The sequence below is a fragment of the Caballeronia sp. ATUFL_F2_KS9A genome (genome assembly GCF_023630765.1).
Taxonomy (GTDB): Bacteria; Pseudomonadota; Gammaproteobacteria; order Burkholderiales; family Burkholderiaceae; genus Caballeronia; species Caballeronia zhejiangensis.
Map to the genome: position 1 here is coordinate 283,151 of NZ_JALQEK010000002.1, position 13,143 is coordinate 296,293.

Here is a 13,143-nt window from a genome sequence, read left to right on the forward strand (position 1 = left end):
CCGCGCGGCATACGCCTTGCTGCCGTCACCGCACTACAGCGCGCGACCGGTTCGGGACGTGCGCACGACAAGGCAACAGGAGAACGCAGTGAAATTTTTCAACCGGCTCGCGCATCGCGAGTTTCTGGTGCTGGCGGCTGTCGCCGCATCGGCGCTGACCTTGCATATCCGACAAGAAAGCATCGACGCGCACGCGCGCTCGACACACGTTTCGCGCGCGGAATACGGACGCATCTGCGAGCCGCCCGTCGCACATGCGCAGAAGGGGCGCGTCCTGCCGGCCGACTGCGCCATTCGCGCCAACGTGCAGCCGAATCGGCCGAACGCGCCCTGGGTCTAGCACAGACGAAAACGCCCGCACGAAGCGGGCGTTTCATCGATACGGCGCGAAACTACGATCACACGCGCGATTGCGCGAACTCGCCAGCCGGTTGCGGCGGCTTCAGCGGATCGAAGTCGCTCCAGCGGCCTTGTTGCCAGCGGCCCGACGCGCGTTCGATGTCCATTCCGCCTGCTTCACGCAGCACCGCCGCGGCCTGATCGTGCGTTTCCGGCGATACGTGCACGGCCACCAGCACGCCCGCATGACGCGCGGGCTCTTCCGCTTGCGCCGCGCCGTGCGGCTTCTTCTTCGTATGCGACATCGCGCCGACGAGCGATCCGACGTACGCGCCGACGCCCGCCGCGATCACCGAAACCAGCAGCGGCGCCTTGAAGACGGCGAAGATCGCGGCGCCGATGACCGCGCCGACCACCGCGCCGATCGTCACGCCCTTGCCGGCGCCCTTGGGCGCGCCGCTCGCACCCGCATCGGTGCCGACATCGCCGCCGATCGGATGGCGTGCGTGCTGGCCGCTCGGATTGACGAAGAAAAGCGTCACGTCTTCCTCCAGGAAGCCGCGCGCAAAGAGCTTCTGCGCTGCCGTTTCGGCCGCGCGAAAAGTCTGAAATCGGCCCGCAATGATCAGGGACATGTTCCCTCCTTGTTGGCTTGGGTTTTGGGAATGCGTCGTTCAGACGACGAGGCCGCTCACTCGGGCTCCAGGCCGGCGACGCGGAACAATCCGCTCCTCAGCACGGCGGGCTGGCCGCCGTTGTCGTCGAGCACTTCGGCGCACACCGCGCGGATGCGCGACGCGCCTTGTTCGAACGCGGCGAGCAGATCGTCCTCGCGCGGCGATTTCGCGCCGAAGTGATCTTCGAGGGCTTCGGCGGTGATCGAGCAGACGACCGGCTCGCCGTCGATGAGCGCGGCGAAGTGAATCGCGAGATCGTCGCCGTCGTAGACAGGCGGTTCGTCGGCAAACGTGATGTGCATGGTCGAGTCCTCATAAGCGGGACGGGAAACGGAACGCAAGGCGGCGCGACCGGCGACGTGCGCGATCCTCATGACGCCGCCTTCGCTTTTGCGAGCTGCTGCGCCATCTCGTAGTGATGGCTGATGATCGGCAACGCCTTGGTCGCCGCGGCTTTCAGCGCGGTGTCGTTGCCGGTTTCGCTCTCTTTTCTGAACAGTTCGACGGCCTTTTGATGCCCGCCCACGGCCACCTTTTCAATATAGGCCTTGTCGAACTCGGCACCCTGGAGATTTTGCAGGCTGCCGATCACGGCGGTATCGGCGGCGGGCGGCGCGGTGATGCCGTGACGCTTCGCGAGCACGTCGAGATTGCGCGCGAGCTTCGTGTGATCGACGATCATTCGCTGTGCGAACTCCCGCACCTGCCGGTCGCTCGCATGCGTGAGCGCGAGCTTGCTCGCCGTGAGTTCGGTTGCGCCCGCCTGACCCGCGTCCTGCAGGAATTGCTGATCGATGGGCGAGAGCTTCTCGCTTGGCGTCTGTGCCTGCGCGAGCGGCGCGAAAGCAGCGGCGAGCGACAGCACGATCACGCGCGTCACGGATGGAAAGTATCTCGGCATCGGCGGGCCTCCGATGAACATGCGCTCACGCGCGCGCCTTGCCGAGCGCGTCGATCAGCGCCTCGTTGAACGCCGGAATATCGTCGGGCTTGCGGCTCGTGATGAGATTGCCGTCGATCTGCACTTCCTGATCGACCCACGTTCCGCCCGCGTTGCGCACGTCGTCCTGCAGGCTCGGCCAGCTCGTCATCGTGCGGCCCGCGACGATGCCAGCCGAGATCGGCAGCCAGCCGCCGTGGCAGATCACTGCGATCGGCTTCTTCGCGCGGTCGGCGTCCTTGACGAAGGCTTGCGCTTTCGCGTCGAGACGGATCGCGTCGCCGTTGACGACGCCGCCCGGCAGGACAATCGCGTCGTAGTCGGCGGGATTGGCGGCGTCGAAGGTCACGTCGACATCGACCTTGTCGCCCTTGTCGACATGCTTGAAGCCCTGAATCTGACCGGCTTTCTGCGATATGACGTCCACCTGCGCGCCCGCTTCCTTGAGCGCGCGTTGCGGTTCCACGAGCTCGGCCTGCTCGAAGCCGTCGACGGCGAGAATCGCGACCTTGCAACCGTTGAGGGAATTGGCCATGAACACACTCCTTATTGCTGATTTCGACTCTTCCGCGCGTGCGGAATCCATGGTCGAAGTTCAGCAAAGGCTGTGCCCAGCGGAACGGCCGGGCGGCCTTGAGCGGGAAGGGCGGATCAGGCGGGCTCGACGCTGCGTTTGCCCGTCAGACGCAGCACGCTGACGACCGCTGCGGCAGCCGCGAACACGGCTGCGACGCCGAGCGCGATCACCGGGCCTTGCTTGGGCGCGACGCCGAAGATCAGCGCGACGAGCGCGGCACCGAGCGTCTGACCGGTGAGGCGCGCGGTGCCGAGCATGCCGCTCGCGCCGCCGCTGCGATGACGCGGCGCGGAAGCGAGCATCTGACGATTGTTCGGCGACTGGAACAGCCCGAAGCCGAGCCCGCACACGGCCATGCGCCATGCGACGTCGAGGGCCGTCGGATGCGCGCCGACGCTCGCGAGCAGCACGAGTCCGACGGTCAGTATCGCGAGACCGATGCCGCCGAGCAGGCCGGCCGAATACCGGTCCGCGAGCACGCCCGCGAGCGGCGCGACGAACACGATCACGAGCGGCCACGGCGTCATCAGAAACCCGGTCTCGACCTGGCCCATGCCGAAATTGTTCTGCAAAAGGAACGGCAGCGAAACGAACGCGAGCATCTGCGCGCAGAACGAACACACCGACGCGCCGACCGACAGCGCGAACACCGGAATGCGCAGCAGATCGACGGGCAGAAGCGGCGCGCTTTGCGTCAGTTGCCGCTTGACGAAGAAATAGCCGATGACCGCCGTCGCGATGAATTCGGCGACGAGATACGGCCGATGCTCGCCGTGCCCGATGCCGTCGACGGCAACGATCGCGAGGCCGAAAAAGAGCGCGTTCATGATCGCGCTGATGTAGTCGTACGGCTGCCGATGCCCCGGCGTGCGCGGCATCGCGTTCCAGCCGATCGCGAACGCCGCGACGCCGATCGGCACGTTGATCGCGAAGAGCCACGGCCACGTCGCGACCGAAAGCACGCCGGACGCGACGGTCGGCCCGATCACCGACGAGATCGCCACGACCGTCGCGTTGATCGACACGCCGCGACCGAGCTGATCCTGCGGATAGATGATGCGCACGAGCGCCGTGTTCACGCTCATGATGCCTGCCGCGCCGAAGCCCTGGACGACGCGCGCGATGGTGAGCGCAGCGAGCGAGCCCGACAGCGCGCACGCGAGCGACGACAGCGTGAAGAGCGCGAGCCCCGTCATGTACACGCGCCGGTAGCCGATGCGGTCGCCGAGCGAGGCGAGCGGCAGCAGCGATATGGTGATCGTGAGCTGATACGCATTGACGATCCAGACGGAGTCGGCGGGAGACGCGTTCAGATTGCGCGCGATGGTCGGCAGCGCGACGTTGGCGATGGCGCCGTCGAGCACCGCGAGCGTGATGCCGAGCGCGACGACGGCAATGGCCCAGTATCGCTGGGGCAGCGGCAGACCTTTATCGGAGTCCATCGATGGGCGGGAAGTGGCGGGCGGCGCATCGTGTGTCGCGCCGTTTTTTCGAATGGCCAGGACGAAGACGCCGCCACGCGGGGCCGCGTCTTCGCCCGCGTGCTTACTTCAGTTCGTAGAGGCCGGTGTAAGTTGCCGAATCGATCTCGTTGAGATGCGTCATGAAGCGCGCGACGGCATTGGTCACGTTGCCATCGAGCGGCAGGCTTTCCGCCGAGAGCGCGTGGATGCGAAAGATGTAGCGATGCGGCTTGTCGCCACGCGGCGGCGCCGCGCCGCCGAAGCCGACCGTGCCGTAGTCGTTGCGCAACTGCAGCGCGCCTGGCGGCAGCAGGCTGCCGTCGGCCTTGCCGGCGTTGCGCGGCAGCGAGCGCACGTCGGGCGGAATGTTGACGACGATCCAGTGCCAGAAGCCGCTGCCGGTCGGCGCGTCGGGATCGTAGACGGTGAGCGCGAGACTGCGCGTTTCGGCGGGCGGATCTTCCCATTGCAGCGCCGGCGATACGTTCTCGCCCGAGCCGCCGAAGGCCTGCTGGTCGAATTCCTGCGCGCGCGTCATGAAGCCGTTCGCCGGAAATTCGTCGGACCAGATGCGGAAATCAGCCATGAGAGTCGAGCCTCCTTCTTATAGCGATGTGGATGGATGCGGCACGGCGCATCGGACTGCGTGGCGCCGCGAGCCTCGCGTGAGCCGGTGCAGCAAACGTGCCCGAGGCGGCAAGGACGAAGCCAGTCGAGTGTAGCATCCGCCCCCGATATCCCGCATGAGCGCGAATGCCGCTGGACGGAATGCGCGAAGACGGCCGGAAGCGGGCGATCGAGCCCTCGAAATATGACGCGCGTTACAATAATGAGATGAATTCAGCCGGCGCGAGCCGAAAGGACGACCATGCCAAACGACCCGCGCCGCGCTGCCGGTCAATTCGTGCCGGCGAGCATGCCGGCGGACGACGCCGACATGTTCGAGCTCGCGCCCGTTTCGCTCTGGCTCGAAGATTTCAGCGCCGTGCGCGAGCAGTTCGAACGCTGGCGCGCGGCGGGCGTCGCCGATCTGCGGTCGTTTCTCGCGGAGAATCCCGGGCGTATCGCGGAGTGCTCGTCGCGCATTCGGGTCGTGAAGGTCAACCGGCGCACGCTGTCGCTCTTTCACGCGAAGGATGTCGATCATCTCGTGCAGAACCTCGATCGCGTGTTCCGCGACGACATGCTCACCACGCACGTCGACGAACTCGAGCAACTCTGGGCGGGTCAATCGCGCTTCGTCAGTCAGACGGTCAACTACACGCTCGACGGCAAGCGTCTCGACGTGCTGCTCAAGGCGGTCGTGCTGCCGGGACACGAGGACACATGGAGCCGCGTGCTCGTCACGATCGAGGACATCACCGAGCTCGAAGCGATGCGCCGCAGCGCCGCCGCGAGCGAGCTCTATGCACGCGGGCTCTTCGAGCATTCGCCGGTGTCGCTGTGGGTCGAGGATTTCAGTTCCGTCAAGTCGTTGCTGGACGATGTGCGCGAGCGCGGCATCGTCGACTTTCGCACTTTCACGAACGTGCACCCGGAGTTCGTCGAGCGCTGCATGCAGGAGATCCACGTTCTCGACGTCAATCAGCACACGCTGCGGATGTTCGCCGCGCCCGACAAGGCGACGCTGCTCGCGCGCCTGTCCGATGTGTTCCGCGACGACATGCAACAGTACTTTCAGGAACAGCTCATCGATTTGTGGGACGGCAAGCTCTTCCAGCAGCGCGAAGTGCTGAACTATTCGCTCGAAGGCCACGAGGTGCACGTGCATCTGCAGTTCTCGGTGTTTCCGGGGCACGAGGCGCGCTGGGATCTCGTGCTCGTCGCGCTGACGGATATCACCGCGCGCAAGAAGGCCGAGGCGTATCTGGAGTTTCTCGGCAAGCACGACGTGCTCACGAAGCTCAAGAATCGCTCGTTCTATATCGATGAGATCAATCGTCTCGAACGCAAAGGCCCGTTCCCGGTGACGGCGATCGCCATCGACGTGAATGGCCTTAAGGCCGTCAACGATCAACTCGGCCACGCCGCCGGCGATGCGCTTCTGCGGCGCGCCGGCGAAGTGCTCGCCAAGGCGGTGGAGAAGCCGTTCCAGGCGGCGCGCATCGGCGGCGACGAGTTCATGGTGCTCTTGCCGGGCACCGACGAGCGCGGCGGCGAGGCGGTCATCGAGAGCATTCGCCAGTTGCTCGAAGTGAACAATCAGTTCTATTCGGGCAATCCGCTTTCCTTCGCGACGGGCGCGGCCACCGCGCACGAAGGCGAGCGTCTCGAACCGATGCTGCAACGCGCCGATGCCGCGATGTACGCGGAAAAGCGCGCGCATTACGACGGCGCGCGCGAGTGATCACTGCGACTGTGTGACTTCGTCGATGCCGCGGCTGAGTGCCGGACACGCTTCGCCGATCTGTTTCTTGTACTCGGCGGGATTGCTCGTCTTCAGCTTGTCGAAGCGATCGACGGTCGGTTGCGCCTGCGCAAGGCCGAGCTTCCATTCGCCATCGAAATCGGGTGCGTCGGGATAGCTTGTCCGCACGACGTTCTTGAAGCGCGCGACCTTGGCGGCGTCGATATGACAGACATCCGCCGCGCCCCGAGCGATGTTCGCGCTCGTCATCACGCCTTCCGCAGCCGCCAGTTCCTTCGATGACGGATGGCCCGGCGGCATCGCGGTCTGCGCCATCGCACACAGGCACCATGTGGTCAGAACGGCGGGAACGAGTAGGGTCGAGCGCTTCGTCGGCATGTGATTTTCGCTTTGTTCGTGGGGGCAAAAAATTATAGGTGAAGCCCTCCGTGCGCAACGTCTGTTATGGCGAGGATGCGTCAATATCGCGTGCTAGAATCGATTTTCAACGCCGTTCTCAGACAGAAAAATGAAAAAAGGAAGCAAGGCCGCTAGCGCCGCGCCCTCGTCGACCACGGAGCAGGGGCGGCGCAAGTACGATCCTGAGGAGACCAAGCGGAACATTCTCGACATCGCCACGCAGGAGTTCTCGGCGATGGGACTCGCGGGCGCGCGCGTCGATGCCATCGCGGAGCGCACCAACACCACGAAGCGCATGCTGTATTACTACTTCGGCAGCAAGGAAGGGCTGTACGAAGCGGTATTGGAGCAGGTCTATGGCGATATCCGCGCGCTCGAACAGGAATTGCAGCTCGCGGAAATGGAGCCGGAGGAAGCGCTGCGCGAATTCGTCGGCTTCACGTTCGACTATCACGACAAGCATCGCGATTTCGTGCGGCTCGTGACAATCGAAAACATCCACGGCGCGAAGTACATCGAACAATCGAAGACCTTCAAGGCGCGCAATTCGACGGTCGTGAAGACGATCGAAGATCTCATCGCGCGTGGCGTCGCGGCCGGCAAGTTTCGCGAAGACGTCGATCCGATCGACCTGCATCTGATGATCAGCTCGTTCTGCTTTCATCGCGTGGCGAACCGTCATACCTGGGGCGCGGCGTTCGGGCGCGATCCGTCGGGCGCGCGCTCGCGTGCGCGTCATCGCGAGATGATCGTCGATGCGGTGCTGCGGTTCATGCGGCGCGACGGCTGATTTCCCCGCGCGCAAAGCAAAACGGCGACGCTCTCGCGAGGTCGCCGTTTTTTCATTGCTGCCGATGCATCAGCGTTCCAGCAGGCTCTGGAAGTGCGCGAACATGCGCTCGGCATCCGGCTCCAGCCCGGTGAAGATGCGCAACGCATCGACCGCCTGACACACCGCCATCCCGCCGCCGCTCACCGTGCGGCAGCCGAGCGCCTTCGCCACTTTCAGCAGCTCGGTTTCGAGCGGGAAGTACACGATTTCCGCGACCCACAGTTCCTTGTGCAGATACTCGGCCGGCAACGGCAGGCCGGGCAGTTTCGCCATGCCGGTCGGCGTCGCGTGGATGAGGCCGCTCGCGCCGGCGAGCGTGTCGCGCAAGTCGCCGCCGCTTTTCACGACGCGATCCGGAAAGCGCGCCGCGAGCTCGGCGGCGAGCGAAGCCGCGCGGGCGTCGTCGGAATCGAAGAGCGTGAGTTCGCGCGCGCCCATCGTGAGCGCCGCGTGCGCGACGGCCGCGCCCGCGCCGCCCGCGCCCAGTTGCACGACGCGTTCGAGCGGCGCGTCCGGCAGACCGCGCTGAAACGCGCGCGCGAAGCCCGACCAGTCCGTGTTGTAGCCGATGCGCTTGCCGTCCTTCAGCACGACGGTGTTGACCGCGCCGAGCGCGCGCGCGTCGGGATCGAGGTCATCGAGCAACGGGATCACGCTTTGCTTGCACGGATACGTGATGTTCAGGCCGTCGTAGCCCATGCGCTCGGCGGCATCGAGCAGATCGGGCAGGGCGGACGGCTCCAGTTCCAGCGCCTGCAGGTCGATGCGCCGGTAGACGTAATTGAGTCCGAGGTTGCTGCCTTCCTTTTCGTGCATGGCGGGGGTGAGCGAGCCGCCGATGCCCGATCCGATCAGGCCGATGAGATACGAAGTCTTGTTGGTCATGCGAGCGCTCCGGCATGGATGAGCACTGCATGCTGCAGTGCGAGATGAATACGTCGCAGTGTGAACGCCCGCGCGAGGCTTGTCGGTTCGTGTTTCCACTGATTTGTACGGTCTAGTTAGTTTGTTATTATCTCGCAGAATGACATGGATTGCGCGCGTTCGCCATGCGGACGTCCTACACTGGAAGGCACCGCTCGATCCATCCCGCATTCACTGAATTGCAACGAGGAGGCAGCGATGCTGCGTTCGATCCGCACTTCCATCGCGACGGTTTCCATCAGCGGCACGCTTCCCGAGAAGCTGCACGCTATCAAGGCCGCCGGATTCGACGGCGTCGAGATCTTCGAGAACGACCTGCTGTATTTCGACGGCACGCCCGCCGACGTGCGCCGCATGTGCGCGGATCTCGGCCTCGAGATCTATCTGTTTCAGCCGTTCCGCGATTTCGACGGCGTGAGCGCCGAGCGTCTCCCGCGCAACGTCGAGCGCGCGAAGCGCAAGTTCGAGCTGATGCACGAGCTCGGCACAGACCGCATTCTCGTCTGCAGCAACGTGTCGCCGGATACGATTCGCGACGACGCGCTCATCGTCGACCAGCTCGGCGTGCTCGCCAAAATCGCGGAAGAAGCGGGGGTGATCGTCGCGTACGAAGCGCTCGCGTGGGGCCGCTACGTCAACTCGTACAAGCACGCGTGGAAACTCGTCGATGCCGTGAATCATCCGAGTCTCGGCCTCGCGCTCGATACGTTCCACACGCTGTCGATCCGCGATTCCGTCGACGAGATCGCGTCGATTCCGGGCGAGCGCATCGCGTTCGTGCAAATCGCCGATGCGCCCATTCTCGCGATGGACGTGCTCGAATGGAGCCGTCACTATCGGTGCTTTCCGGGGCAAGGCGCGTTCGATGTCGCACGCTTCACCGCGCGCGTGCTGGAAGCGGGCTACAAGGGGCCGCTGTCGCTCGAAATCTTCAACGACGGCTTTCGCGCCGCGCCGACCGCGATCACGGCGGCGGACGGCTATCGCTCGCTGCGCTTTCTGGAAGAGCAGACGCGCGAGCTGCTGGTTTCCGAAGGCAAGGCCGTGCCGCCGGAGCTGTTCAATCCGCCCGCGCCGCCCGAGCACATCGGCTTTCAGTTCCTCGAATTCGCCGTCGACGATTCGACGCGCGAGCATCTGTCGCAATGGCTCGGACGGCTCGGCTTCAGGCTCGCGGGCAAGCATCGCTCGAAGGATGTCGCGCTGTATCGGCATGGCGCGGGTTCGATCGTGCTGAACGCCGAGGCCGATTCCTTCGCGAGCGCGTTCTTCCAGAAGCACGGCTTGTCGCTGTGCGCGTCGGCGTTTCACGTCGATGACGCGAAGCAGGCGTTCGAGCGCGCCGCCGCGTATGGCTCGCAGCCGTTCTCGGGGCGCGTCGGTCCGAACGAGCGCGTGGTGCCGGGCGTGCAGTCGCCCGACGGCAGCCTCGACTATTTCGTCGACGAAGCGAAAGGCGGCCCGACTTTGTGGGAATCGGATTTCATCCTGACGGACATCGACGGGCCGTACGAAGTCGGCCCGCTGTCGCGCATCGATCACGTATGCCTGTCGCTTCCCGCCGATGCGCTCGATACCTGGGTGCTTTTCTTTCGCAGCGCGTTCGGTTTCGAGACCGAGCCCGCCGTGCTCGTGCCCGATCCGTACGGGCTCGTGCGCAGCCGCGCGGTGCGAAGCCGCGATGGTTCGGTGCGAATCGCGCTGAATGCGTCGATGGATCGCTATACGGCGGTGTCGGAGTCGCTGTCGACGTATCGGGGCTCGGGTCTGAATCACGTCGCGTTCAGCACGCCCGATATCTTCGACGCGATTCCGCGCCTCGAAGCCGATGGCGTCAAATTCCTGCGAATCCCGCGCAACTACTACGACGACCTTGTCGCGCGTTTCGGCCTGCCCGACGAGCAGATCGATCAGATGCGCGAGCACAATATCCTCTATGACCGCGACGAGCGCGGCGGCGAGTTCTTCCATGCGTACACGGAGCAGCTCGATCAGCGCTTCTTCCTCGAAGTGATCGAGCGGCGCGGCGGCTACGACGGCTACGGCGCGGCCAACGCGGCGGTGCGGCTCGCCGCGCACGCGCAACAGCGCGCGCGTCAGTCGGCCTGAAGACGCTCAGGCGCTTGCGGTTTTTCCGCTGCCCGCGGCGAGTTCGCGCTCGCGCCTGAGTTCTTCTTCGCGGGCGCGGCCGGCGGCCTCGAACGCGTCGATGTGCAGAAACAGCCGATGCACGGTCTGGATCTGCGTATGAGAGAGATGTGACCGACGCGTGATCGATGCGAGCCGCTCGCGCCAGTACGAAGGCGGCAGCAGCGGGCCGCCGAGATCGCACGACAATGAACGGCGCAGCACCAGTTCGAGGTGCGTCAGGTCTTGGTCTGCCAGCAACGCCGAAAACGCGCCCTGCGGCTTTGTATCGGGAAATGGGTCCATTACTCCGATGGCGGCGCGATCAGGCGGAACTTGATAGGTGCAAACCCTGGTTTTCGCCGATTTTTCGGATACGCGGCGAACGAAAGCGTTTGCTATACTCTGCGCTCGCTTCGCCGACGCTGTCGGCCCTGCGCGGTCCGCTCCCCGTAGTTCAATGGATAGAACGAGTGCCTCCTAAGCGCTAGATGCAGGTTCGATTCCTGCCGGGGGGACCACGATTCCCGCACGCCGTTTTTCCCCCTTCTTTTTCTTCGCCGTATCCGGTCCGCATTGGACCGCGCGCGCTTTCCCGTCGATAATGCGTCCACTCCGGTCACGCCATCACGGCTCGCGCGCTCATGACGGAAATTCAATCCGCGGTGCTCGTCTTCGTTCTCCTTCTGGCCAGCACGGGCATCGGCGCGATCGTGCGGCCGCTTCTGCCCGAGGAACACAAGGCGCAGGAGACGGTGCAACTGGTCCAGTTGCTCGTCGGCATGCTGGTCACGTTCGCGGCGCTCGTGCTCGGCCTTCTGACCGCATCGGCGAAAACGGTTTTCGACACGACCAACAACGACATGCGCAGCTACGCGTCCTCGATCATCGAACTCGATCGCACGATGCGCGACTACGGCGCCGAACTCGGTCACGCGCGGCAACTCCTGCGCAAATACACGGCGGCGGCGGTGGCGAGCACGTGGCCGAGCGAGCCGCGGCCGCCCGGCGAATATCCGGCGGTCGAGGCACCGAACAAGAACGACAGTCTCGCGAGCAGCACGCTCGGCGCCATGCTGAGCGAGGCGCAGCGCGAAGTGCGCTTGCTGGTTCCGCGCGATGACTATCATCGCCAGCTCGCGGTCGAAGCCGCCGCGCGCTTCGAGCAGCTGATCGCGCTGCGCTGGAAGCTGATCGAGGAGGCGCACGGATCGATTTCGTATCCGTTCGACCGGATTCTCGTCGGCTGGCTGCTCATCATCTTTCTGTGCTTCGGGCTGATCGCGCCGCGCAACGCGCTCTCGCTCGTGACGATCATGCTCGGCGCGCTGTCGATCGCGTCGGCGGTGCTTGTGATCCTCGATCTCGATACGCCGTTCACCGGGCCGATCATGGTCGGCAGCCAGCCGATGCGCGACGCGCTCTCCTACGAATCCCGCTGATGCTCTACGACGATCCGCGCCTCGTCGCGCTCTACGACGTCCTCAATCCGTTCGCCGCCGACACGGCGTTTTATCTCGCGCTGGCGCAATCGGCGCGGCACGTCGTCGATCTGGGTTGCGGCACGGGGTTGCTGGCTTGCGAGCTGGCCAAGCGCGGCCATCGCGTGACGGGCATCGATCCGTCGCCGCAGATGCTGCGCGTCGCGCGCTCGCGTCCCGACGGCGACGAGGTGACGTGGATCGAAGGCGACGCGAGCGCGCTGCCGTTCGTCGGCGCGGCCGATCTGCTCGTGATGACGGGCCACGTCGCGCAAGTCTTTCTCGACGATGACGCGTTTCTCGCGACGCTGAAAGCCGCGCGCCGGGCGATCGGGCCGGGCGGCGCGATCGCGTTCGAGAGCCGCCATCCGGCGGCGCGCGCGTGGGACAACTGGACGCGCGAGCGTTCGTCGAGATGCGTGAGCGCGCCCGATGGACGCGCGGTGGAAGTGTGGCAGGAGCGGCACGCCGAGCCCGATCCGCTTTCGACGGGACGCGTCGCGTTCACGACGCATTACCGCTTCATGCCGACGCCCGATGCGCCGGAGGAAACGCTGAGCGCCGTGAGCGAGCTGCGCTTTCGCACGCGTGACGAACTTGCGCGCTTGCTGACCGATGCGGGTTTCGCAAAAATCGACTGGTTCGGAGACTGGAACCGCGCGCCGGTCGATGAAGTGAGCCGCGAGTTGATCGCGGTGGCGCGCTGACTGGATCAAGTTCAATCCCCTGACTTAACGCGTTGGCATTCTGTCCAGGGGATCAATGTTCTTCGCATTGTTTGAACCTCGGCGCGCGCGGTGTCATGCGCGAACCCTATGCCTTTCGCCGGGATCGATAGTTGACGCGCCGAAAACCTCGAACGTTTGCAATCTAATTCGCGATATTATCCTGATAATAGGCTTTATACATAGCAGTTGCGCATCTAAACCTGTACATCGGAAAACAATTTATCACAGAATAAACGCCGAAATTTCCTAAATCATCGTTGTATTCAGCGCATCATGATCGACCTGTGA

General features: G+C 64.7%; 15 protein-coding genes and 1 tRNA gene. 7 read left to right on the top strand and 9 right to left on the bottom strand.

Translation table 11 applies throughout. From position 1 onward, the window contains the following. The first annotated feature begins 88 nt into the window (after positions 1-88). A complete protein-coding gene (locus NCS67_RS03610) occupies positions 89-340 on the top strand; it encodes a hypothetical protein (RefSeq protein WP_250434238.1) in 252 nt (83 codons plus the stop codon). A gap of 58 nt (positions 341-398) precedes the next feature. On the opposite strand, the gene NCS67_RS03615 is transcribed toward NCS67_RS03610, so the two are convergent. From NCS67_RS03615 to NCS67_RS03640, 6 genes are all read right to left on the bottom strand, one after another. Next, positions 399-974, bottom strand: a complete 576-nt coding sequence (locus tag NCS67_RS03615; RefSeq protein WP_034471300.1) for a glycine zipper domain-containing protein — start codon at positions 972-974, stop codon at positions 399-401. A gap of 56 nt (positions 975-1,030) precedes the next feature. Then, positions 1,031-1,390 (bottom strand): DUF1488 family protein, encoded by a 360-nt coding sequence (locus NCS67_RS03620; protein ID WP_008350770.1) that lies wholly within the window; start codon positions 1,388-1,390, stop codon positions 1,031-1,033. After that, complete coding sequence (locus NCS67_RS03625; protein WP_250434240.1) at positions 1,387-1,917, bottom strand: DUF4142 domain-containing protein; 531 nt, start codon at positions 1,915-1,917, stop codon at positions 1,387-1,389. Before NCS67_RS03625 ends, NCS67_RS03620 begins: the two co-directional genes overlap by 4 nt. A gap of 25 nt (positions 1,918-1,942) precedes the next feature. Continuing rightward, complete coding sequence (locus tag NCS67_RS03630) at positions 1,943-2,491, bottom strand: type 1 glutamine amidotransferase domain-containing protein (protein WP_008350765.1); 549 nt, start codon at positions 2,489-2,491, stop codon at positions 1,943-1,945. A 116-nt stretch (positions 2,492-2,607) separates the two neighbouring features. After that, complete coding sequence (locus NCS67_RS03635; RefSeq protein WP_034471296.1) at positions 2,608-3,975, bottom strand: MFS transporter; 1,368 nt, start codon at positions 3,973-3,975, stop codon at positions 2,608-2,610. 103 nt (positions 3,976-4,078) lie between these two features. Beyond that, positions 4,079-4,582: a YbhB/YbcL family Raf kinase inhibitor-like protein gene (locus NCS67_RS03640; protein WP_008350762.1), complete on the bottom strand. Its 504-nt coding sequence runs from the start codon at positions 4,580-4,582 to the stop codon at positions 4,079-4,081. A gap of 282 nt (positions 4,583-4,864) precedes the next feature. Between NCS67_RS03640 and NCS67_RS03645 the strand changes: the two genes are divergently transcribed. Then, positions 4,865-6,343, top strand: coding sequence for a sensor domain-containing diguanylate cyclase (locus NCS67_RS03645; RefSeq protein ID WP_250434242.1), 1,479 nt, complete (start codon positions 4,865-4,867; stop codon positions 6,341-6,343). Here the strand turns inward: NCS67_RS03645 and NCS67_RS03650 are convergent, their stop codons facing one another. Continuing rightward, complete coding sequence (locus tag NCS67_RS03650; protein ID WP_239295192.1) at positions 6,344-6,742, bottom strand: hypothetical protein; 399 nt, start codon at positions 6,740-6,742, stop codon at positions 6,344-6,346. Between the two features lie 130 nt (positions 6,743-6,872). Between NCS67_RS03650 and NCS67_RS03655 the strand changes: the two genes are divergently transcribed. Further along, complete coding sequence (locus NCS67_RS03655) at positions 6,873-7,553, top strand: TetR/AcrR family transcriptional regulator (RefSeq protein ID WP_008350756.1); 681 nt, start codon at positions 6,873-6,875, stop codon at positions 7,551-7,553. 69 nt (positions 7,554-7,622) lie between these two features. Here NCS67_RS03655 and NCS67_RS03660 read toward each other — a convergent pair whose 3' ends face one another. Beyond that, entirely contained in the window at positions 7,623-8,480 is an 858-nt protein-coding gene (locus tag NCS67_RS03660) for a shikimate dehydrogenase (RefSeq protein ID WP_034471290.1), read from the bottom strand. A gap of 249 nt (positions 8,481-8,729) precedes the next feature. On the opposite strand from NCS67_RS03660, the gene NCS67_RS03665 reads away from it, so the two are divergent. Beyond that, positions 8,730-10,628 (top strand): sugar phosphate isomerase/epimerase and 4-hydroxyphenylpyruvate domain-containing protein, encoded by a 1,899-nt coding sequence (locus NCS67_RS03665; protein WP_250434585.1) that lies wholly within the window; start codon positions 8,730-8,732, stop codon positions 10,626-10,628. Between the two features lie 6 nt (positions 10,629-10,634). On the opposite strand, the gene NCS67_RS03670 is transcribed toward NCS67_RS03665, so the two are convergent. Next, entirely contained in the window at positions 10,635-10,952 is a 318-nt protein-coding gene (locus tag NCS67_RS03670) for a hypothetical protein (RefSeq protein ID WP_008350750.1), read from the bottom strand. 140 nt (positions 10,953-11,092) lie between these two features. Between NCS67_RS03670 and NCS67_RS03675 the strand changes: the two genes are divergently transcribed. The 3 genes from NCS67_RS03675 to NCS67_RS03685 all read left to right on the top strand — a co-directional run bounded on the left by NCS67_RS03675 (position 11,093) and on the right by NCS67_RS03685 (position 12,834). Next, positions 11,093-11,167 (top strand) — tRNA-Arg (locus tag NCS67_RS03675). Between the two features lie 123 nt (positions 11,168-11,290). Further along, on the top strand, positions 11,291-12,088 hold the full coding sequence (locus NCS67_RS03680) for a bestrophin-like domain (protein ID WP_008350748.1): 798 nt from the start codon (positions 11,291-11,293) through the stop codon (positions 12,086-12,088). Then, complete coding sequence (locus NCS67_RS03685) at positions 12,088-12,834, top strand: class I SAM-dependent methyltransferase (protein WP_250434244.1); 747 nt, start codon at positions 12,088-12,090, stop codon at positions 12,832-12,834. The genes NCS67_RS03680 and NCS67_RS03685 overlap by 1 nt, the downstream gene beginning before the upstream one ends. The last annotated feature ends 309 nt before the right edge of the window (positions 12,835-13,143 follow it).